The following is a 19,674-nucleotide window of genomic DNA, read 5'->3' as shown; positions in this document are numbered from 1 at the left end:
GGCCGAGGGTGCGGACGAGGAGGAGGTGAACGGTGACGGCGTTCGTCGTCAGACGGATCCTGGTGAACATCGTGGTGTTCATCCTGATCGGGATCGGCGTGTTCCTGCTGGTCCGCGCCGCACCAGGCGACCCGGTGCGGATGATGATCCCGCCGGCGGACCTGCAGGAGGGCAGCGAGGCGTTCATCGAGAGCCGTCGCGCGGAGCTGGGCCTCGACGACCCGGTCCTCGTGCAGTACGGCCGGTGGTTCCTCGACGCCGTCACCGGCGACCTGGGCTCGTCGTTCATCAGCCGGGCCCCGGTCAGCGAGCTGCTGATCGAGCGGCTCGGCCCGACCGTCCTGCTGATGTCGACGGCGCTGGCGATCTCGCTGCTGATCGCCATCCCGCTGGGCATCGTCGCGGCGGTGCGCCGCAACACCGGCGTCGACTACGCGGCCGCCGCCCTCAGCCTGGGCGTCATCTCGGTGCCGTCGTTCTTCCTCGGCATCGTGGCGATCTACATCTTCTCCCTGCAGCTGGGCTGGCTGCCGTCGGCGGGCATGTCCTCGCCCGGCGACGGCACCGGCGGGGACATCCTGCGACATCTGATCATGCCGGCGGCGATCCTGGGGCTGGCCAGCGCGGGGCCGCTGACCCGGTACGTCCGCGGCAGCCTGATCGACGAGCTGTCCGCCGACTACGTGCGGACGGCGGAGGCGAAGGGCGCCGCGCCGGGCCGGGTCGTGGCCCGGCACGCGCTGCGCAACTCGCTGATCCCGCTGATCACCATCGTGATGATCAACATCCCGCAGATGCTGGCCGGTGCCGTCGTCCTGGAGCAGGTGTTCGCCTGGCCGGGGATGGGCCAGCTGGCCGTCCGCGCGGTGAGCCAGCAGGACTACCCGGTGATCGTGGGCTTCGCGTTGTACGTGGCGGCGCTGGTGCTGATCTGCAACCTGCTCGCCGACATCGCCTACGCCGTCGTCGACCCGAGAGTGAAGGTGACATGAGCGACCTGCGACCGTCCCTCGACACTCCCGAGGTGGCCGCCGCCGAGGAGGTGGTGGCCGCCGAGACCACCGGCACGGCACCCCGGTCGCGCCGGCGGTCGCCGGCGGCGATGGCCGTGCGCCGGTTCCGGCGCAACAAGATCGCGGTCTTCGGCGCCGTGGTCCTGCTCCTCATCGTGCTGCTGGCGGTGTTCGCGCCGCTGATCGCGCAGCAGTCGCCGACAGCCGTCGACCTCGGGGAGATCCGGCAGCCACCGTCGAGCGAGCACTGGCTCGGCACCGACGCGTCCGGGCGCGACGTGTTCGCCCGGGTCGTCTACGCGGCCCGGGTGTCGCTGCTGGTCGGCATCGTCGCCGCGCTGCTCGCGGTGCTGTTCGGCACGATCGTCGGCGCGGTGGCCGGGCTGTTCGGCGGCTGGCTGGACACCGTACTCATGCGCACGGCGGACATGATGCTGTCGTTCCCGCCGATCGTGATCATCATCGTGCTGGCCGGCATCCTGGGGCCGAGCATCCCGATCCTCATCCTGTCGATCGCGGTCACCACCTGGCCGACGACGGCGCGGCTGGTCCGCGGCGTCACGCTAGCGGTGCGCGAACGTGAGTACCTGCACGCCGCGAGGGTGGCGGGCGCGTCGCGCGGCTGGCTGCTGCGCAAGCACATCGTGCCCGCCGCGATGGGGCAGATCGTCGTGGTCGGCACCATCGCCGTGGCCGGCGCGATCCTGTCCGAGGCGGTGCTGTCCTTCCTCGGCCTAGGCGTCCAGCCGCCGCAGGCCAGCTGGGGCAACATGCTCAACGACGCGCAGAGCCTGACGGTCATCCAGTCGATGCCGTGGCTGTGGCTCCCGCCGGGCCTGGCCATCGCCGCGACGGTACTGTCGGTCAACTTCGTCGGCGACGGCCTGCGCGACGCCGTCGACCCGCGGCAGTCGGGGAGGTCGTAGTGGAGAACACCGAGCCGCTGCTGGTGATCGACGAACTGGCCGTCGAGTTCCGCACCGACGAGGGCGTCGTCAAGGCCGTCGACGGCGCCTCGTTCACCATCGACCGGGGCGAGATCGTCGGCGTCGTCGGCGAGTCCGGCTCCGGCAAGAGCGTCACCGCGATGTCGATCCTCGGGCTGGTGAAGTCGGGCCGGCGGGCCGGCGGGACGATCCGGTTCCGCGGCCGCGATCTCGGCGAGCTGGCGGGGAAGGAGCTGCGGACCATCCGCGGCGCTGAGATCGCGATGATCTTCCAGGACCCGATGACGGCGCTCAACCCGGTCGTCACCGTCGGCAAGCAGATCGTCGAGGCGCTGCGGCTGCACGACAGGAAGCTGTCCAAGGACGCCGCCCGCGACCGCGCGATCGAGCTGCTCGCGCTGGTGGGCATGCCCGACGCCGCGGCGCGGTTCAAGCAGTACCCGCACGAGTTCTCCGGCGGTATGCGCCAGCGCGCGATGATCGCGATGGCGATCGCCAACGGGCCCAGCCTGCTCATCGCCGACGAGCCGACGACGGCGCTGGACGTCACCATCCAGGCGCAGGTGCTGGACCTGCTGCGGGTGGCGCAGCAGGAGACGCAGGCGGCGACACTGCTGATCACGCACGATCTGGGCGTGGTGGCCGAGCTGGCCGACCGCGTCGTCGTCATGTACGCCGGGCGGGTGGTCGAGCAGGGCGACGTCACCACCGTGTTCACCGCGCCGCGGCACCCGTACACCGTCGGGCTGCTCGAGAGCCTGCCGCGGCTGGACCGCGACGTCGACGAGCTGCACCCGATCCCGGGCAGCCCGCCGAGCCTGCTCGCGCCGCCGCCGGGCTGCCCGTTCCACCCGCGGTGCCCGCTGGCCCGCGACCGCTGCCGCACCGAGCGGCCCGAGCTGCGCGTCGTCGGCAACGGCACCGCGGTCCACCGCACCGCCTGCCACTTCGCCGAGGAACTCGCGGCCGTCCCCACGGAGGTGACCCGATGACCGTCGAGACGGCGGCCGCGCAGCGGCTGGAGCACCTGGGCGAGGAGGTCCTGCGCGTCGACGACCTGGCGATGCACTTCCCGATCCGCGGCGGGGTGTTCCGCCGAGCGGTCGGTGCGGTGCGGGCCGTCGACGGCGTCTCGTTCGCGATCGACCAGGGCGAGACGCTGAGCCTGGTCGGCGAGTCCGGCTGCGGCAAGTCCACCACCGGGCGCATGGTGGTGCGGCTGCTGGAGCCGACCTCCGGGCGCATCCTCTACCGCGGCCACGACCTCGCGACGATGAGCGAGGACGAGCTGCGGCCCTGGCGCAGCAAGACCCAGATCGTGTTCCAGGACCCGTACGCCTCGCTGTCGCCGCGGATGACGGTGCACGACATCATCGCCGAGCCGCTGCGGGTGCAGGGCCGCTACCGCCAGGGCGGCGCCGACCGGGTGTCGGAGCTGCTGGACCTGGTCGGGCTGCAGCCCGAGCACGCCAACCGGTACGCGCACGAGTTCTCCGGCGGCCAGCGCCAGCGCATCGGCATCGCCCGCGCGCTCGCGCTGGACCCCGAGCTGCTGGTGCTCGACGAGCCGGTCAGCGCCCTGGACGTGTCGATCCAGGCGCAGGTGGTGAACAAGCTGCGCGAGCTGCAGCAGCGGCTGGGGCTGGCGTACCTGTTCATCTCCCACGACCTGTCGATCGTGCGGCACGTGTCGCACCGCATCGCCGTCATGTACCTCGGCGTCATCGTCGAGACCGGCACCCGCGACCAGATCTTCAGCGCCCCGACCCACCCGTACACGCAGGCGCTGCTGTCCGCGGTGCCGGTGCCCGACCCGCGGCTGCGCGGCGCCCGCGAGCGGATCACCCTCACCGGCGACGTCCCGAACCCGGCGAACCCGCCGTCGGGCTGCCGGTTCCGCACCCGCTGCTGGAAGGCGCAGGCCAAGTGCGCCGAAGAGGTGCCCGCTCTGGAGGACCGGCTGGGCACCGGCCACCCGAGCGCGTGCCACTTCCCGGAGCTGCTGCCCGTGCTGCCGACGTCAGGAGCCGCTTCGTGACCCTCGATCTGCTGATCACCGGCGGGACGGTCGTCGACGGCACCGGCGCCGACGGCGTCCAGGCCGACGTCGCGGTCGCCGGCGGGGTGATCGTGGCCGTGGGCCAGTACCCGGTCGAGACCGACGCCGCCCGGGTCCTCGACGCCACCGGGAAGGTCGTCTGCCCCGGCTTCGTCGACCTGCACACCCACTCCGACCTCACGCTACTGTCCGCGCCGCAGGCCCGCAGCGCCGTCCACCAGGGCATCACGACGACGGTGATCGGCAACTGCGGGCTCGGCGTCGCGCCGCTGGCCGCCGGTGCCGACGTCGACGGTGTGCGCGCCGCGGTCGGCTACCTCGACCTCGACCCCGGCGTCGACTGGAGCTGGCGGTCCTACGGCGAGTACCTTGACGCCGTCGCCGCCGCCCGGCCCAGCCTCAACGTCGCCGGGCTGGTCGGGCACCTGCCGCTGCACGCCGGCATCGTCGGGTTCGACGACCGCGAGCCGACCCCGCGCGAGCTGGACGAGATGACGTCGCTGCTGGCCGATGCGCTGGACGCCGGCGCCGCCGGCCTGTCCACCGGGCTGATGTACGCGCCGCTGACGTTCGTCCGCCCGGCCGAGCTGGTCGCGCTGGCGCGGGTGGTCGCCGAGCACGACGCGCTGTTCGCCTGGCACCTGCGCGACTACGCCGACGACGTCGTGCCGGCCGTCCGCGAGGCGCTGGACGTCGCCGCGGCCACCGGGGTGCGCACGCAGCTGTCGCACCTGACCGCCGTCGGCCGCCGCAACTGGGGCAGCGTCGCGAGGGCGCTGGAGCTGGTCGAGGCCGCGCGCGCCGACGGCCTCGACGTCGCCGTCGACATGTACCCCTACCTCGCCGGCAACGCGCCGATGGCGCAGCGGCTGCCCGCGTGGGCGCAGGCCGGTGGCGACGCCGCGATGCGTGCCCGGCTCGCCGACCCCGAGGCGGTGGCCCGCATCCGCGCGTCGTGGGCGGCCGACGCCATCGGCTGGGACGAGATCACCGTCAACTCCGCGCCCGACCCGGCCGTCGTCGGGCACACCGTCACCAAGCTGGCCGCCGAGCGCGGCACCGACCCCGACACCGTCGCGCTGGACCTGCTGGCCAGGCACGGCAACGCCGTGTCGATGGTGGCCGGCGGCCGCGACGCCGGCGACCTGCGCGCCGTCCTGAGCCACCCCGCGTCGGTCATCGGCTCCGACGGCCAGGCGCTGGACGTCGACGGCCCCACCGGCCGGGGCATGCCGCACCCGCGGTCGTACGGCACCTACCCGCGGCTGCTCTCCGAGCACGTCGCCGACGGCACTCTCACGCTGCCCGAAGCGATCCGCAAGTGCACGTCGGGTGCGGCGCGCCGGGCGGGGATCACCGATCGTGGCACCATCACCGCAGGGCAGGCCGCCGACATCGTGGTGCTCGACGTCGGCCGGCTCGCCGACCGCGCCACGTTCGCCGACCCGCGGCGGTACCCCGCCGGTGTCGACGCCGTGATCGTCAACGGCGAGCCGACGACCGGCCGCGGGCAGCACACCGGCGCGCGCGCCGGCCGCGTACTCAGAGCAGGGACGAAGGACAAGGGGCAGCGATCATGACACCCGTCGCCAGAACCACCCGACGCACCTCGGTCGACGACGATCGACCGGCGTCGGCGAACTACCACGCCAACGCGCTGGCACGCGGGCTCGCACTGATGGAGCTGCTGTCCACCGGCGCCGAGCCGTACACGCTGGTCGAGATCAGCGAGTCGACCGGGCTGCCGAAGAGCACGCTGGTGCGGCTGCTGGCCGTGCTGGCCGAGATGGAGTACATCGTCCGCGTCGACGAGCGGCCCTCGTACCGGCTCGGGCACAAGGTGCTGCGGCTGTCCAACGCGTACATGTCGTCGCTGGACCTGTCCGTCGTCGCCGACCGGTACCTCGCGCCGCTGGCCGACCGCACCGGCCAGACGGCGAACCTGGGCATGCTCGACGGTGACCAGGTGATCCACGTCGGTGTGCACGAGCCGGACCGGCCGATCCGGTTCCACGCCAGCCCCGGCGTGCGCGACCACTCCTACTGCACGGGCCTGGGCAAGCTGCTGCTGTCGCGGCTGCCCGCGGAGCGGGTGGCCGAGCACGTCCCCGCGGCGCCGTTCACGCGGTTCACCGACGCCACCATCACGACGATGGACGAGCTCACCCGCGAGCTGCGGCTGATCGAGCGGCGCGGCTACGCCTTCGACGACAACGAGCGCAGCGTCGGGCTGCGCTGCGTCGCGGTCCCGGTCGAGGTCGACGGCGAGTGCCTCGCCGCGGTGAGCGTCTCGGGCCCGTCCGGTGAGTTCGGCCCGGACCGCCAGCAGTTCTACCTGGAGCGGCTCACGGAGACGGCGGCCGAGCTGGCCGGCGACCCCGACACCGCCGCCGCCATGCGCATCGTCCACAGCTCGCTGCGTCCCGCCCGTTCCGCCCGGCCCTAGGCGGGCCGGGCAGGACCGGCGACGAGAGGGGGCCGGAGGCCTCCTCGACGTCGTCGGTGCAAGACAACGAGCCAGGGTGACAGTACTTGCGGCCATGCCCGGCCCGCCGACACTCGAAGGAAACAGGAGGATCGCCGCATGTTCGACGTCCACACCCACTGTCACCAGCCGGAGCACTGGGGCCCGGAGTGGAAGGCCAACTGGGCGCCCGTCTACGGCCAGGAGGAGGCCCACGCCTTCACGCCCGAGGAGTACGACCGGGCGATGAAGGAGGGCGGCGTCTCCGTCGCCTGCGTCTTCGGGCTGCGGGCGACGGCGGCCGGTGTCGCGACGCCGAACGAGTACGTCGAGTGGTTCTGCAACAGCACCAGTACCGAGACCATCGGGTTCATGGCGCTGGACCCCACCGATCCCGACGTGCTGGAGCAGCTGGAGGACGGGGTCGCCCGGGGGCTGCGCGGCATCAAGCTGTACCCCGTCCTGTCGCTGTTCGACGCCCGGGACGAGCGGTTCGACCCGTTCTACGAGGCGGCGACGCGCCACGGGCTGGTCATCCTGTGGCACATGGGCGCGACGCCCAGCCCGGCCGGCTCGCTCGTCGTCAGCCAGCCGCTGGTCGTCGACGAGGTGGCCCGCCGGCACCCGGACCTCACCATGGTCATGGCGCACATGGGTCATCCGTGGCAGCGCGAGGCGATGGTGGTGTGCCGGAAGAACCGGCGCGTCTTCACCGACGTCTCCGCCTCGTGGGCGCGCCCGTTCGACGGCTACCACGCGCTGGTCCGCGCCCAGGAGTGGGGCGTCGTCGACAAGCTGCTGTTCGGCTCGGACTTCCCGATCTGGACGCCGGCCCAGGCCGTTGCCGGGCTGCGCGAAATCGCCGCGATGCGCCCGCCGACGCTGCCCTACGTGCTGCCGTCGACCATCGAGTGGCTGCTCGACGGCGACCCGCGCGAGGCGCTGGGGCTGCGGTGAGCGTGGAGACGCGCGCGGCCGTGCTGTGGCGGCTCGGCGCGGAGCCGCCGTACGCGGGCGGCTCCGCCCTGACCGTCGAGTCGCTGACGTTGTCCGATCCGGGCGCCGGTGAGCTGCTCGTGCGGGTCGAGGCGGCCGGGCTGTGCCACTCGGACCTGTCCGTGATCAACGGCAGCCGGCCGCGGCCCACGCCGATGGTGCTGGGCCACGAGGCGGCCGGCGTGGTCGAGGCGGCCGGCCCCGGCGTCATCGACGTCGCGCCCGGCGACCACGTCGTCATGACGTTCGTGCCGTCGTGCGGGCACTGCACCGAGTGCGCGTCGGGACGGCCGGCCATGTGCACCGTCGGCGCCGTGGCCAACGGCGCGGGCACGCTGGTGTCGGGCGGCACGCGCTTCGGGCGCGACGGCGTCGGCTTCGCGCACCACCTGGGCGTGTCGGCGTTCGCCGAGCGGACCGTCGTGTCGCGGGGCTCGGTGGTCGTGGTGCCGCCGTCGGTGCCGTTCGACGTCGCGGCGATGCTCGGCTGCGCGGTGCTGACCGGCTTCGGGGCCGTGGTGAACACGGCCGTGGTGCGGCCAGGGGAGTCGGTCGTGGTGTTCGGGCTGGGCGGTGTCGGGCTCTCCGCGGTGATGGCGGCCGCGCTCGCCGGCGCGCACCCCGTCGTCGCCGTCGACACCGTGGCGGAGAAGCTGTCGCTGGCGCGGTCGCTCGGCGCGACGTCGGTGCTCGACGCGCGATCTGACGACGTCGTGGCCGCCGTCCGCGACGCGACGGGCGGCGGCGCCGACCACGCGCTGGAGTGCGTGGGCAGCGCCGCGGTCCTCGAGACCGCCTTCGCCGCCACCGCCCGCGGCGGCACCACCGTCGCCGTCGGCCTCCCCGACCCCGCGCACCGCACCGCCCTGCCCGCCGTCACCCTGACCGGCGAGGGCCGCGTGCTGCGCGGCTCCTACATGGGCTCGGCGGCGCCGGCGCGCGACATCCCGCGGCTGATCCGGCTGTGGGAGGCCGGCAAACTGCCGGTCGGGCGCCTGCGCACCGGCGACATCGCCTTCGACGGCCTCGCCGCCGCGTTCGACGAGCTCGCCGCCGGCCGCGCTGTGCGCCAACTCCTGCGCCCAGCGGCGACCTAACCTGTGGACGTTCGTCCACATCCCCTCTTGTGTACGATCTCCCACATCCGCTAATGTGGATGATCATGCACAACCCAGAGGGGTCGAGATGTTCCGAAGCACGCGAGAACTGGGCGCCGCGGTACGCGCTCGCCGGAACGAACGCGAGTTGACCCAGGCCGAGCTGGCGCGCCGCGCCGGCGTCTCGCGTGAATGGGTGAACGCGCTGGAGCGTGGCAAGCCCAACATCAACATGACGCAGTTGATGGATGTCCTCGAGGTGCTCGATCTCGCCTTGGACCTGACGCCGCTGACCCGCGACAAGAGAGCGGACGAGCTCATCGACGAACTCTTCGGAAGAGAGCCCGATGACAACGGCTGAGTTGATCGTGTATCTGGATGGGGTTCGCTGTGGCGTCCTGCGGCAGTCGTCGGGCGGCAATCTCACCTTCGACTACGACGACGCTTATCGAGCGGGACGGCAGCGGACGCCACTCTCGTTGTCGATGCCGCTGGCGATCGCGGCGCATGCCAATCGGGTGGTCAGGCCCTTCTTCGCCGGCCTGTTAACAGACAACCCGCAGGCGCGAGCTGCGCTGGCACGCGAGTACGGCGTCTCCGCTGAAAATCCGTTCGCGTTGCTCAGCCACGTCGGTGCCGACGTCGCCGGCGCCCTGCAGGTGCTGCCGCCGGGCACCCCGCCGACGGACGGCGTCAGCCGGGATGGCTACACCATGCTGACCTCGCGCGATGTCGAACAACTGCTGGTCGAGACAATCGCGGAGTACCGCGATGGCATGCCGAACCTTGGACCGGCCCAACGGTTCAGCCTGGCCGGGGCACAGCCGAAGGTGGCGCTCTTCCGCGCGGGTGACGGCTGGGCGCGCCCGGACCCCGGCACGCCGACCACGCACATCGTCAAACCCGTCGAGGGGCGCTATCGACGACTGGACGTCGTGGAGCACCTCACTATGCAGGCCGCACGCCGGCTCAAGCTCCGCGTAGCAGACACCTCGCTGGCCACGTTCGGCGACGTCCGCGCGTTCGTCACGACGCGTTACGATCGCCAGTACGTGGGTGGCCGTTGGATCCGGATCCATCAGGAAGACCTGTGCCAGGCGCTGGCGGTTCCTCCGGACAAGAAGTATCAGCGGCTCGACGGAGGACCAGGGGTGGGCCGCGTGGCTCGGTGATACTGATCGGCGACCGCGTTCGCCTGGCCCCCCTGTACGACCTGGTCACCTTCGCGCCGTACCGCGACGAGCAGCCCGTCTACTCCGCCATGAGGATCGGCGGCGAATACGACTTCGCCCGGATCGGCGCGGCGCAGTGTCTCGACGCCGCCCGGACCCTCGGCGTGGACGAATCCTGGGCAGGCGACCTGCTCGAGACGATGCGCCGAGACGTCGTCGGGGCGTTCGAGGCCGCACGCGACGATCTGGTCCGGGTCGATGCCGGCACGCGAGACGCAGCCCGGTGGGTCGTCGACGCGGTGGCCGGGCTGCGCCACGGGCGCGCCCTCTAGGCGGTGCCCTCGTAGGCCGCTGTCAGGGCGGGCAGGTCGAGCTTGACCATCTGCAGCATCGCGGCGGCGGTGCGGCCGGCCTTCTCCGGGTCGGGGTCGGCGAGGTAGCGCAGCAACTGCACCGGCGTCACCTGCCACGAGACGCCGAAGCGGTCCTTCAGCCAGCCGCACTGGGTCGGCGTGCCGCCGCCGGCCAGCAGCGCGTCCCAGTACCGGTCGATCTCCTCCTGCGTCTCGCAGCTGACGAACAACGAGATGGCGTCGTTGAACTCGTCGTGCGGGCCGCCGTTGATCGCCATGAACTGCTGACCGGCCAGCTCGAACGTCGCCGACTGCAGGGTGCCGGCGGGGAACGGGCCGCCCTCGCCGAAGCGGGTGACCGCGGTGATGCGGGCGTCGTCGAAGATCGACGTGTACAGCGTCAGCGCTTCCTCGGCGTTGTCCTCGAACCACAGGAACGGCGTGATCTTCTGCGTCATGACGGGCTCCTCGGGTCGTGTGCCGGCGTCTCCGGCTCTTCGTCAGTGGGTCGGAGCCGCCGCCCCCTTCTCGACACGTCCGGCTGGTCCAGCGTCAGGCGCAGCAGCCAGCCGTCGCCGGTGCGGATGAGCGCGTACCGGGCGGGGCCGTCGCGGCCGTGCAGCGTGAACAGCATCCGCCGCCCGGTGCGGTCGTGCTCCTCCCACCAGCCGGTGTCGGCGACCGCCTTGTCCGCGTCCTCGTAGTCGAGGTGGTCGAGGTCGTGGTCGGGCACCTCGACGGCCAGCCGGTTCTCGCCCGGCGTCCCCGGCAGGCCGCGCGGCACCGCCCACGACCGCAGGACGCCGTTCTCCTCCAGGCGCAGGTCGAAGTGGTGTCGCGGCCGGCGGTGCTCGTGCAGGACGAAGGCCGGCCGCCCGTCATCCACCATGCAGGAGGTGTACCCCGTCGATCACCCGGTGACGCGGCGGCGGACGGCGAAGGCGGCGGCACCGGCGGCCACCATCAGGACGGCGACGGCGCCCGTCGCGGCACCGGCGCCGGTGTCGGGCAGTTCCTCGCCCGGCTCGTCCGTGGGCGACGGGGACGGCGACGGCGACGCGGTCGGGCTCGGCTCCGCGGTGGGCGACGACGTGGGCGTCGGCGACGGCGACGAGGTGGGGGACGGCGTGGGCGTCGGCGTGGGTGCGGGGTCGGCCGTGATCTCCAGCGGCTCCTCGACCGGCACGGTGACCGGCAGCTCCGTCGGCGACCCACCCGGCGGCGTGACGATCAGCTGGTAGTCGCCGCCCGGGACGTCGGGCAGCACGAAGTCGCCGTCCTCGTCCGTCGTGGTCTCGGCGACCTCCCCGCCGTCGGGCGTCTCGAGCACGACGTCGGCGTCCGGGACCGGCTCGCCGTCCGGGTCGGTGACCGTCCCGGGCACGTCGAAGACCTCGGGCTCCGGCTCGCCGGCGGTGAGGTCGAAGTCGACGCCGGTCGCGTCCTCGGTCACGACGTCGGCCGGCCGGTCCGCGGGGCCGACGGCGGTGAGCCCGTCCGGCACCGTCACAACGACCTCGTAGTCGCCGGGCGCGATGCCGGCGAACTCGTAGCTGCCGTCGTCGCCGGTGGTCACGGTCGCGACGACCTCGCCGGACGGGCCGGTGAGCGTGATCTCCACGCCGGCCTGTGGCGTCGTGCCGTCCAGGGTGACGGTGCCGGAGACGGCGCGCAGCTCGGTCGCGAACCAGGTGTGGTAGACGGGGAACCCGGTCTGCCACTCGAACGCGATGGTCAGCGACGACAGCGCGACCGACGGACGGAACCAGCCGGACGCGCCGCCGGTGTCGGGGCCGTGGCCGGTCAGCGTCACGTCGGCCGCCCCGACGGAGGACGACGGCAGGTCGAATCCGTCGCCGCCGGCGGGCGGGCCCGACGAGCACACCCCGCTCGGCCGCGGCGACGCGTCGCAGTAGTTGAAGGCGCCCTCGAACCCGAGGTCGGCGCCGGAGACGGGCGCGCCGTCGGCGTCGGTCGCCGTCACGACGGCGATGTCGGAGTCGATGTCGCCGAGCGCGAAGCCCCACCCGCCGGCCGGCGTGGGCGTGTCGAAGACGTAGGTCGTGGTCGACGGCGACCCGGCGGCGTCGGCGGCCGGGCGCAGGTTGAGGTAGGGCCGGCCCTGACTGGAGCCGAACACCTCGCCCCACGGCGTCGCCGCGGAGAGCCAGTTCGACGCGCCGCTGGGCACCGTCGCCGACGCCCGCGAGTCGCTGGTGAACGTCGTCGCCGGGAAGCCCGGCGCCAGCGTCACCGTGCCGGAGTAGGCGCCGCCGCCTCCGCTCAGCGTGATCTCGCCGTACGACGCCTCCGCCTGCGCCGTGCCGGCGACGGCCAGCGTCAGCACGGCTGTCACCGCGGCGACGGCCGCCGCTCGCACCGGTCCGCGTACCATGTCCCCGTTTGTCCTTCCACGTCGTGGCTGGTGAACGGGGTCATTGAACCCGCGGGCGGCGGCCGCCACCACCGATTCGCGCAATCGCGTCACACGGCCGACAGCGCCGCCGTCGGGGGCATCCGGGCCGCCCGGGCCGCGGGATAGGCCCCGGCCAGGGCCCCGACGACGATGGTGGCGCCGGCCGCGCCGGCCAGCACCCACACCGGCAGCGCGAACGGCCAGTCGCGGCTGGACGCGAACGCCGCCGTCGCCGCGCCCCCGAGCAGGGCGCCGCCACCGCCGCCGAGCGCGGCCAGCAGCACCGACTCGCCGAGGAACTGCCGCCGGATGTGCGCCCGGGTCGCGCCCAGAGCCCGCCGCAGGCCGACCTCCGACCGCCGCTCCAGCACCGCGATCACCATCGTGTTGGCCACCCCGATCCCACCGACCAGCAGCGCCACGCCGCCGAGCGCGAGCAGCAGCGTCGTCAGCGTCTCGTCGGTCGCCGCCTGAGCGGCCAGCGCGTCGGACGGCCGGCTGACGGCCACCTCCTCCGGCGCCGCCGGGTCGACGGTGGCCGGGAGCAGCGTCCGCACCTCGTCGATCGCGCCCTCGGCCACCCGCTGGTACACCGTCGTCGGGGCGCCGTCGAACCCGAGCAGCGACTCCGCGGCCGGCCAGCCGATCAGCGCCGACGTGTCCAGCTCCGGCGCCAGCGGCACAGGGTCGAGGACGCCGGCGACGGTGAACCACTCGCCGCCCAGCCAGACCTGCACGTCGCCCTCGGTGCGCGAGATCCCGAGCAGCTCCGCGGTGTCCGACCCCAGCACCACCACCGGGAACGCGCTGAGCACGTCGTCCAGCCAGCGGCCGGACGCGACCGTCGCGCTGACGGTGTCGAGCAGGTCGGTCCGGGCCGCGCTCACGGCGATCGCGTTGGTCTGGTTCGGGTCGATCTCGTCGCTGCGGTAGACCGCCGCGTCCGGGACGATCCCGACCGCACTCACCGACTCCACGTCGTCGAGGCGGGCCACCATGTCGACGGACGCGGCCGGCAGCTGTGCCGTGCTGACGAACGACTGGCTCGGCGCGACGGTGAGCAGGTTGGTGCCGAGCGCGTCGAGCTGCTGGTTCACCTGCTCGCGACTGGACGCGGAGATGCCGACGACGGCGACCATCGCGGCGATCCCGACGGCGATGCCCAGCGCCGACAGCACCGCCCGCAGCGGCCGTGCCCGCAGTCCCGAGAACGCCACCCGGACGGTGTCGCGCGGCCGCAGCCGCGACCGAGGCGTGCTCACACCAACTCCAAGGTCTCGTCGGACTCGATCCGCCCGTCCAGGATGTGCACCTGCCGCGGCAGCTCGGCCGCCACCCCGTGGTCGTGGGTGATGACGATGACGGTGGTGCCGCCGTCGTGCAGCTCGTGCAGCAGCTTGAGCACCGCCGCGCCGGACGCGGAGTCCAGCGCGCCGGTCGGCTCGTCGGCCAGCAGGAACGACGGCCGCCCGACCAGCGCCCGGGCGACCGCGACCCGCTGCCGCTGTCCACCGGACAGCTCGTTCGGACGGTGCCGCACCCGGTCGGCCAGCCCGACCCGGGCCAGCGTACGGGCCGCCCGGCGCCGCCGCTCGCGCAGCGACAGCCCCGTGTAGAGCAGCCCGTCGGCGACGTTGTCCAGCGCGCTGACCCCGGGGGAGAGGAAGAACTGCTGGAACACGAAGCCGATTCGGTGCGCCCGCAACGCCGACAGCTGCTTGTCCGACAGCGCGCCGACGTCGCGGCCGTCGATGCGCACCTCGCCGGCGTCGGCCCGGTCCAGGGTGCCGAGGATGTTGAGCAGCGTGGACTTGCCCGACCCCGAGGGCCCGACGATCGCGACCAGCTCGCCGGGCGCGACGCTGAGGCTGACGCCGTCGAGCGCCCGCACCGGCGGCCGCCCGGGATAGCGGCGGTGGACGCCGCGGAGCCGGATCACCGGCTCCGCCGTCGTGACGCTCATCGTCCGGCCACCCCCACGACGTCGCCCTCCGCGATGCCGTCGCCGGTCACCTCGACCCGGCCGTCGGCGAACAGCCCGAGCTCGACCGGGACGACCGACGTCGTACCGTCGCCGGCGACCACCTCGAGGCCGTAGCCGCCGCCGGACATCGCCAGTAGCGCCGTCACCGGCACCACCAGCACGTCGGCCCGCTCGTCCACCGGCCGCACCACGTCGACCGGCGAACCGACCAGCGCGGGGTCGACCGGGTCGGCCAGCGTCACCTCGACCTCGACGACGGCGTCCTCGGCGCTGGCCGCCTCCTCCTCGCCGGCCGCGCCGCCGCCGGCCGGGGGCGCCTCGACCACCGTCGCCGCGGTCACCGTCCCGGCCGCCTCGGCCCCGCCGGGCAGGACGACGGTGACGGCGGTGCCGACGGCGAGCAGGTCGCGGTCGGCGACGTCGACCTCGAGCGTCGCGACCTGGTCGGTGCCGGTCACCTCGAGCACCGGCGACCCCGGGGTGACCGTGCTGCCGACGGCGGCGTGGACGGTGCCGACCCGGCCGCCCTCGGGCAGGAACACGACGTCGGACCGGCCGACGGTGCCGGTCTCGTCGGCGCCGATGTCCTCCTGCCATTCCTCGACCGCCTCGGCGGTGTTGTCGGTGTACTCGTCGTCGGCCGTGAAGCCGGTGTAGCCGAGCGCGGCCAGGTTCGCCTCCAGCTGCTCCACGTCGATCCCCTCGTCTCCGGGGCCCAGGTCGCGGTACATCGGGATCACCCCGAGCAGCGCCGTCACCGGCCGCTCGTCCAGCCGGAACAGCTCCGTGCCGCGGGTGACCTCGGTGTCGGCCGCCGCGACCCGCGTGAGCGTGCCCTGAGCGGCCGGGATGCCGAGCGCGTCGCCGTGCCCGAGCGTGCCGGACCACGTCTCGGTGGCGGCGATCGTGTCGCGCACCACCTCGGCGGTCGCGGCCGGTCCGGTGGCCGCGTCCGCCGGCCGGCCGCCGTCGTCCTGCGTCGTGTACCAATACGCGCCACCGGCGCCGGCGACGCCGATCACGCCGAGCGTCAGCCAGAGCAGCCGGGTGCGGCGGCGTCGCGGCCGGTCCAGCTCCGCGTCGAGGTCGTCCTGGTGGTCCAGCGTCGCCGTCACTGGCCACTACCCGGGCCCGGACCGATCCGGATCGGTGCGCCGTCGAGCATCGGCTGGCACTCGGTCATGGCGGCCTGGAACTCGGCCGACTGAGGGTCGACGCCCTCGGGCATGCTCAGCCGGCCGTCGGCGGCGGGGTCGGGCATGTCGATGCCGTTCTCGCGCAGGCACTCGGTGAACGCGCGCAGCGACTCCAGGTCCTCGGGGGAGGTCTCCTGCATCTGCCCGCCGTTGGGCAGCAGCGTCCGGCACTCCTCCATCGCCGCCTCGGAGCCCGGGGGCAGCTGGAGCTGCACGCCCGGCTGGCCGGGGTCGGGGTCGGGCAGGTCGACGCCGTTCTCGCGCATGCACTCGTAGAAGTCCAGCTCGGCCTGCTCCTGGTCGGTCGTGCCGCCTCCGCCGCCGCTGTCCGACGTGCTGTCGCCGCCGCCGGTGCCGGCCGCGGCCACGTCGTCGTCGCCGCCGTCGGAGCCGCAGGCCGTCAGCGTCGCGGTGAGCAGAAGGGCGATGACCGGCAGCAGTCGGGTACCGCGCCGGGTGGATCGGGTCATGATGTCCTCCGGGACGAGTGGATGTCGGTGTTCCTGCCGTGCATCCGCCACGTTCCCGGCGCGGGATGAGACGTCCTTAGGGCCGGTCTAAGAGCGGGCTGAGAATCGCGGGTTCGGCCTGGCGAACCGGCACGACCAGCGTGAAGGCGGCGCCGCCGCCCTTGCGTCGCGACCCCGTGACGCTGCCGCCGTGCAGGTCGGCGGCCTGAGCGACGATGGCCAGGCCGAGGCCGGAACCGTGCCGCTCGCGGGCGGCCTGGCCGCGGTAGAACCGGTCGAAGATGCGTGGCAGGTCGGCGTCCGAGATGCCCGGCCCGCGGTCGAGGACGCGGATCCGCGCGCCCAGGGCGGTCTCGTCCAGCAGCACGTCGACGACGCCGCCCGGCGGGCTGACCTGGACGGCGTTGCGGACCAGGTTCGCGACCGCCCGTTCCAGGACGACCGGGCGCACGACCGCCTCGAACGGACGTCCCGCGACGGTGACGGTGACGGCGGGGTCGACCCGGCGGGTGCGGGCGACGGCGCGCTCGACCAGGGCGCGCAGGTCGGTCTCCAGCGGTGGTTCGGGCTCGGTGCCGCCGCGCGCCAGCTCGACGATCTCGCCGACCATGTCCGACAGCGCGGCCGCCTCGGCCTCCAGGTCGCGCAGCAGTCCGGCCCGGTCGGACGGGGTCAGCGTGCGGTCCGGGTGCTGTTCGCTGCGCAACAGGACGCCCAGGTCGTTGCGGAGCGTCGTCAGCGGGGTGCGCAGTTCGTGACCGGCGTCCTCCACCAGCTGCCGCTGCTGGGTCCGGGCGTCCTCGAGCGCGGCCAGCATCGCGTTCACCGAGCCGGCCAGCCGCGCGACCTCGTCGCGCGCGTTGCCGGGCGGGTCGATGCGGTGGGCGAGGTCCTTCGTCGTCGCGACCTGCTCGGCGGCGTCCACCAGCCGGTCGATGGGACGCAGCCCGGTGCGGGCCGTCGTCCAGCCCAGCGCGGCGGCCGCGGCCACGCCGACGCCGGTGATGCCGGCCAGCAGCCAGGCGATCCGGGTCAGCGTCCGCTCCACCCCGTCCAGCGGCTGCACCAGCCGCAACGCGCCGCCCCGCTCCAGCGCCGCGGTCATCACCCGGACGTCGACGCCGTCGACGACCTCGTTGCGCAGCAGCGGACTCTCGATCTCGCCGTCCAGCATGCGCCGCTCCTCCTCGTCCAGGACCAGCGCGTCCGGCTCGTTACCAGGCGGCAGCCCCGGCTCGACCGATCCGTCCGGGGTGATCGTCTGCAGGCCGAGCGGCTCGTTGCCCGCCACCAGCGAGATCCGCTGCCGGGAGCCGTCGGGCAGGTTCTCGGCGGTCTGCGCCATCTCCTCGATGTCGGGGACGCGTGCGAGGAGCCGCTGGTCGATCTCGTCGAGCAGGCTGGAGCGGATCAGCAGCCAGGCGGCGACGGAGGCCGCGACCACCGCCAGCGCCACCGCGGCCGACGTCAGCAGGGCCAGCCGCGCCCGGAGCGTCACGGCTCGGCGGCGCGCAGCGTATAGCCGACGCCGCGGACGGTGTGCAGCATCCGCGGCTCGCCGCCGGCCTCGAGCTTCTTGCGCAGGTAGCCGATGTACACGTCGAGGGAGTTCGTGGAGCCGTCCAGGTCGCAGCCCCAGACGCCCTCGTACAGCTGGGCGCGCGTGAGCACCTGGCGGGGATGCCTCATGAGCAGCTCGAGCAGGCCGAACTCCGTCCGGGTCAGCGAGATCTCCCGGTCGCCGCGGCGGACCTGCCAGGTCTGCGGGTCCAGCCGCAGGTCGCCCACCACGAGCGGCGCCTCGTCGCCCGTCGCCGCGGTGCGCCGCAGCATCGCCCGCAGCCGGGCCAGCAGTTCCTCGTGGGCGAACGGTTTGACCAGGTAGTCGTCGGCGCCGGCGTCCAGCCCGAGCACGCGGTCGCGGACGGCGTCGCGCGCGGTGAGCATGAGGACGGGGGTGCGGTCGCCGTCGCCGCGCAGTCGCCGGCACACCTCGATGCCGTCCAGGTGCGGCATCACCACGTCCACGACCAGCACGTCCGGACGCACGTCGGGGAACCGACGCAGCGCCTCGACCCCGTCGGCCGCGGTCGTGACGGCATAGCCCTCGAAGCGCAGCGATCGCGCGAGGGACTCCCGTAGCACCGGCTCGTCGTCGACGACAAGGACCCGCACGACGGCCAGTGTGCGGCGCGAGGTTAAGAACAGCCTGAGAAGGGCTCAGGCGGACAGCCGGAACGGCGGGTACCGGTCGGTGACCAGCGTGACCGCGTAGCCCGTGACCCGGTTCTGCCAGCGGATGACGCCCTCGACGTAGTCGAACAAGCCGCGGGGGTAGCGCCCGGTGAACAGCACCGCGAACCAGGCGACGACGACCGCGACGATCGCGCCGAGGTGGAGGAAGAACAGCACGACGTAGTGCGGAACGGCGAGCAGCCACTTCACCAGCGGCAGCCACCGGTTGAGCTCGGTCGGGACGTCCGGGTAGCGATAGTCCAGGTGGACGGTCTGGTGGTCGTCGGTGGAGGGGTAGCGGTCGTTCATCAGTGCCAGGTAGCACCCGACCCGGTTGGCGAAGCGCTGTAGTTCGAGGTTCCAGTCGAACCACCACCGCGGGTACTTCCGCCGGACGACGATCAGCAGCAGCGGGCCGAAGAACAGCAGGCCGCCGGCGCCCGCGGCGGCGGCCTCACCGTCGTCGTAGCTCCACTGCCACGTGCCGCCCGCCACGCTGCCGAGCACGATGAGGATCGGGATCGCCACGATGAGGCGGAAGAACGTGGTCACCCGGTCCAACTGGCGGTCGGGGTAGTCGACGGAGAACGTGACGGGGTAGGGCGGCGGGTCGGTTGGCTGCAGCTGCTGCATGGCGCACCATCCAGAGTCGGCGTCGTGAGCCCGTGATCAGGGCTCTCACCAGGTCTACTCCGCTTCCCGCCAGGGGGCGGCCGGTTCGGCCGAAGAGAGTGGCGGCGTTCGACTTGACTCGGCGCCGCCGATCTTTGTAAGTTCTCCGTCGGCTCGTGAGAGCGCGGGACGCCGCAAGGCGGCCCGGACTCACGGAGTCACCCCGTACGAACGGCCACCGCGGTGGACTCGCGTCCACTGCCGGTGCCGCAAGCATGGGGTGCTGGCCACCCAGCCGAGCGAAACAGATCAGCCTGACGGCTTGATCCGGTGAGAGCGGTGAGGTAAGCTAGCGGGGTTGCCCGGGCGAGGATCGTTCGATCGACAGCCAGTCGAATTCGAGAAAGACGCGAATTTGACTCGGAAGACCGGGAAAACCTAAAGTAACACCAGCGTCTCGCGGAGATTTCCGAGAGGAAATCAAGTGGGTGCGTCCGATTTTTGAGAACTCAACAGTGTGCCTGATGATGTTTGGTTGATGCCAATTGTTTGTGTCCTCGGGCTGACATCTTCTTTGTGGGGTGTTGGTTTTGGGGTTCCTTTGGTGACGCGATGGCCTCTTACCGGGGGTTGTCGTTGTTGCTGGGGTTGAGTTTCTTC

General features: G+C 73.0%; 21 protein-coding genes and 1 pseudogene. 11 read left to right on the top strand and 11 right to left on the bottom strand.

Annotated elements, in window-relative coordinates:
• The first annotated feature begins 32 nt into the window (after positions 1–32).
• From DY240_RS00830 to DY240_RS00780, 11 genes are all read left to right on the top strand, one after another.
• Entirely contained in the window at positions 33–992 is a 960-nt protein-coding gene (locus DY240_RS00830; protein ID WP_119658084.1) for an ABC transporter permease, read from the top strand.
• Positions 989–1,939 (top strand): oligopeptide ABC transporter permease, encoded by a 951-nt coding sequence (gene opp4C / locus DY240_RS00825; protein WP_199700554.1) that lies wholly within the window; start codon positions 989–991, stop codon positions 1,937–1,939. Before DY240_RS00830 ends, opp4C begins: the two co-directional genes overlap by 4 nt.
• Positions 1,939–2,952, top strand: a complete 1,014-nt coding sequence (locus DY240_RS00820; RefSeq protein ID WP_119658083.1) for an ABC transporter ATP-binding protein — start codon at positions 1,939–1,941, stop codon at positions 2,950–2,952. Before opp4C ends, DY240_RS00820 begins: the two co-directional genes overlap by 1 nt.
• Positions 2,949–3,998, top strand: a complete 1,050-nt coding sequence (locus DY240_RS00815) for an ABC transporter ATP-binding protein (protein WP_119658082.1) — start codon at positions 2,949–2,951, stop codon at positions 3,996–3,998. Before DY240_RS00820 ends, DY240_RS00815 begins: the two co-directional genes overlap by 4 nt.
• Positions 3,995–5,599 (top strand): N-acyl-D-amino-acid deacylase family protein, encoded by a 1,605-nt coding sequence (locus DY240_RS00810; RefSeq protein WP_158602683.1) that lies wholly within the window; start codon positions 3,995–3,997, stop codon positions 5,597–5,599. Before DY240_RS00815 ends, DY240_RS00810 begins: the two co-directional genes overlap by 4 nt.
• Positions 5,596–6,465 carry an IclR family transcriptional regulator gene (locus tag DY240_RS00805; RefSeq protein WP_119658080.1) on the top strand — a complete coding sequence of 290 codons (870 nt, stop codon included), beginning with the start codon at positions 5,596–5,598 and terminating at the stop codon, positions 6,463–6,465. Before DY240_RS00810 ends, DY240_RS00805 begins: the two co-directional genes overlap by 4 nt.
• Before the next feature lie 138 nt (positions 6,466–6,603).
• Complete coding sequence (locus DY240_RS00800; RefSeq protein WP_119658079.1) at positions 6,604–7,440, top strand: amidohydrolase family protein; 837 nt, start codon at positions 6,604–6,606, stop codon at positions 7,438–7,440.
• A gap of 2 nt (positions 7,441–7,442) precedes the next feature.
• Entirely contained in the window at positions 7,443–8,576 is a 1,134-nt protein-coding gene (locus DY240_RS00795; RefSeq protein WP_119658078.1) for a zinc-binding dehydrogenase, read from the top strand.
• Between the two features lie 88 nt (positions 8,577–8,664).
• Positions 8,665–8,937: a type II toxin-antitoxin system Y4mF family antitoxin gene (locus DY240_RS00790; protein ID WP_119658077.1), complete on the top strand. Its 273-nt coding sequence runs from the start codon at positions 8,665–8,667 to the stop codon at positions 8,935–8,937.
• A complete protein-coding gene (locus tag DY240_RS00785) occupies positions 8,924–9,748 on the top strand; it encodes a HipA domain-containing protein (RefSeq protein ID WP_119658076.1) in 825 nt (274 codons plus the stop codon). The genes DY240_RS00790 and DY240_RS00785 overlap by 14 nt, the downstream gene beginning before the upstream one ends.
• Positions 9,745–10,080: a HipA domain-containing protein gene (locus DY240_RS00780; RefSeq protein ID WP_158602682.1), complete on the top strand. Its 336-nt coding sequence runs from the start codon at positions 9,745–9,747 to the stop codon at positions 10,078–10,080. Before DY240_RS00785 ends, DY240_RS00780 begins: the two co-directional genes overlap by 4 nt.
• Here the strand turns inward: DY240_RS00780 and DY240_RS00775 are convergent.
• From DY240_RS00775 to DY240_RS33135, 11 genes and pseudogenes are all read right to left on the bottom strand, one after another.
• Positions 10,077–10,559: a VOC family protein gene (locus DY240_RS00775; RefSeq protein ID WP_119658074.1), complete on the bottom strand. Its 483-nt coding sequence runs from the start codon at positions 10,557–10,559 to the stop codon at positions 10,077–10,079. The two genes, DY240_RS00780 and DY240_RS00775, sit on opposite strands and share 4 nt — an antisense overlap.
• Positions 10,560–10,639: 80 nt before the next feature.
• Positions 10,640–10,990 (bottom strand): annotated as a pseudogene (locus tag DY240_RS00770) (DNA polymerase ligase N-terminal domain-containing protein); the annotation flags it as partial.
• Between the two features lie 21 nt (positions 10,991–11,011).
• Positions 11,012–12,496 (bottom strand): carboxypeptidase regulatory-like domain-containing protein, encoded by a 1,485-nt coding sequence (locus DY240_RS00765; RefSeq protein ID WP_147375151.1) that lies wholly within the window; start codon positions 12,494–12,496, stop codon positions 11,012–11,014.
• Positions 12,497–12,585: 89 nt separating this feature from the next.
• A complete protein-coding gene (locus tag DY240_RS00760; RefSeq protein WP_119658071.1) occupies positions 12,586–13,779 on the bottom strand; it encodes an ABC transporter permease in 1,194 nt (397 codons plus the stop codon).
• The gene (locus DY240_RS00755) at positions 13,776–14,480 is read right to left on the bottom strand and encodes an ABC transporter ATP-binding protein (protein WP_119658070.1); all 705 of its coding nucleotides are present in this window, start codon (positions 14,478–14,480) and stop codon (positions 13,776–13,778) included. The genes DY240_RS00760 and DY240_RS00755 overlap by 4 nt, the downstream gene beginning before the upstream one ends.
• Entirely contained in the window at positions 14,477–15,616 is a 1,140-nt protein-coding gene (locus DY240_RS00750) for an efflux RND transporter periplasmic adaptor subunit (protein ID WP_119658069.1), read from the bottom strand. Before DY240_RS00750 ends, DY240_RS00755 begins: the two co-directional genes overlap by 4 nt.
• On the bottom strand, positions 15,613–16,167 hold the full coding sequence (locus tag DY240_RS00745; RefSeq protein ID WP_119658068.1) for a hypothetical protein: 555 nt from the start codon (positions 16,165–16,167) through the stop codon (positions 15,613–15,615). Before DY240_RS00745 ends, DY240_RS00750 begins: the two co-directional genes overlap by 4 nt.
• 76 nt (positions 16,168–16,243) lie before the next feature.
• Entirely contained in the window at positions 16,244–17,665 is a 1,422-nt protein-coding gene (locus DY240_RS00740) for a sensor histidine kinase (RefSeq protein WP_119658067.1), read from the bottom strand.
• Positions 17,662–18,342 carry a response regulator transcription factor gene (locus tag DY240_RS00735; protein ID WP_119658066.1) on the bottom strand — a complete coding sequence of 227 codons (681 nt, stop codon included), beginning with the start codon at positions 18,340–18,342 and terminating at the stop codon, positions 17,662–17,664. Before DY240_RS00735 ends, DY240_RS00740 begins: the two co-directional genes overlap by 4 nt.
• A gap of 45 nt (positions 18,343–18,387) precedes the next feature.
• Positions 18,388–19,035, bottom strand: coding sequence for a DUF4389 domain-containing protein (locus DY240_RS00730; protein WP_119658065.1), 648 nt, complete (start codon positions 19,033–19,035; stop codon positions 18,388–18,390).
• A 459-nt stretch (positions 19,036–19,494) separates the two neighbouring features.
• A partial coding sequence (locus DY240_RS33135; protein WP_233552555.1) for a hypothetical protein occupies positions 19,495–19,674 on the bottom strand: 180 nt, incomplete at its 5' end.

The sequence above is a fragment of the Jiangella rhizosphaerae genome, from assembly GCF_003579925.1.
GTDB classification, from domain to species: Bacteria; Actinomycetota; Actinomycetes; order Jiangellales; family Jiangellaceae; genus Jiangella; species Jiangella rhizosphaerae.
The sequence above is the reverse complement of the archived record's forward strand: the minus strand, read 5'-3'. Positions and strand labels throughout refer to the sequence as shown.

What these genes read in the sequence shown, in the direction of transcription:
- DY240_RS00790 (WP_119658077.1), top strand. Translation starts at nt 8,665, where the DNA reads ATGTTCCGAAGCACGCGAGAACTGGGCGCCGCGGTACGCGCTCGCCGG.
- DY240_RS00775 (WP_119658074.1), bottom strand. Translation starts at nt 10,559, where the DNA reads ATGACGCAGAAGATCACGCCGTTCCTGTGGTTCGAGGACAACGCCGAG.
- DY240_RS00805 (WP_119658080.1), top strand. Translation starts at nt 5,596, where the DNA reads ATGACACCCGTCGCCAGAACCACCCGACGCACCTCGGTCGACGACGAT.
- DY240_RS00800 (WP_119658079.1), top strand. Translation starts at nt 6,604, where the DNA reads ATGTTCGACGTCCACACCCACTGTCACCAGCCGGAGCACTGGGGCCCG.
- DY240_RS00765 (WP_147375151.1), bottom strand. Translation starts at nt 12,496, where the DNA reads ATGGTACGCGGACCGGTGCGAGCGGCGGCCGTCGCCGCGGTGACAGCC.
- opp4C (WP_199700554.1), top strand. Translation starts at nt 989, where the DNA reads ATGAGCGACCTGCGACCGTCCCTCGACACTCCCGAGGTGGCCGCCGCC.
- DY240_RS00730 (WP_119658065.1), bottom strand. Translation starts at nt 19,035, where the DNA reads ATGCAGCAGCTGCAGCCAACCGACCCGCCGCCCTACCCCGTCACGTTC.
- DY240_RS00745 (WP_119658068.1), bottom strand. Translation starts at nt 16,167, where the DNA reads ATGACCCGATCCACCCGGCGCGGTACCCGACTGCTGCCGGTCATCGCC.
- DY240_RS00785 (WP_119658076.1), top strand. Translation starts at nt 8,924, where the DNA reads ATGACAACGGCTGAGTTGATCGTGTATCTGGATGGGGTTCGCTGTGGC.
- DY240_RS00755 (WP_119658070.1), bottom strand. Translation starts at nt 14,480, where the DNA reads ATGAGCGTCACGACGGCGGAGCCGGTGATCCGGCTCCGCGGCGTCCAC.
- DY240_RS00815 (WP_119658082.1), top strand. Translation starts at nt 2,949, where the DNA reads ATGACCGTCGAGACGGCGGCCGCGCAGCGGCTGGAGCACCTGGGCGAG.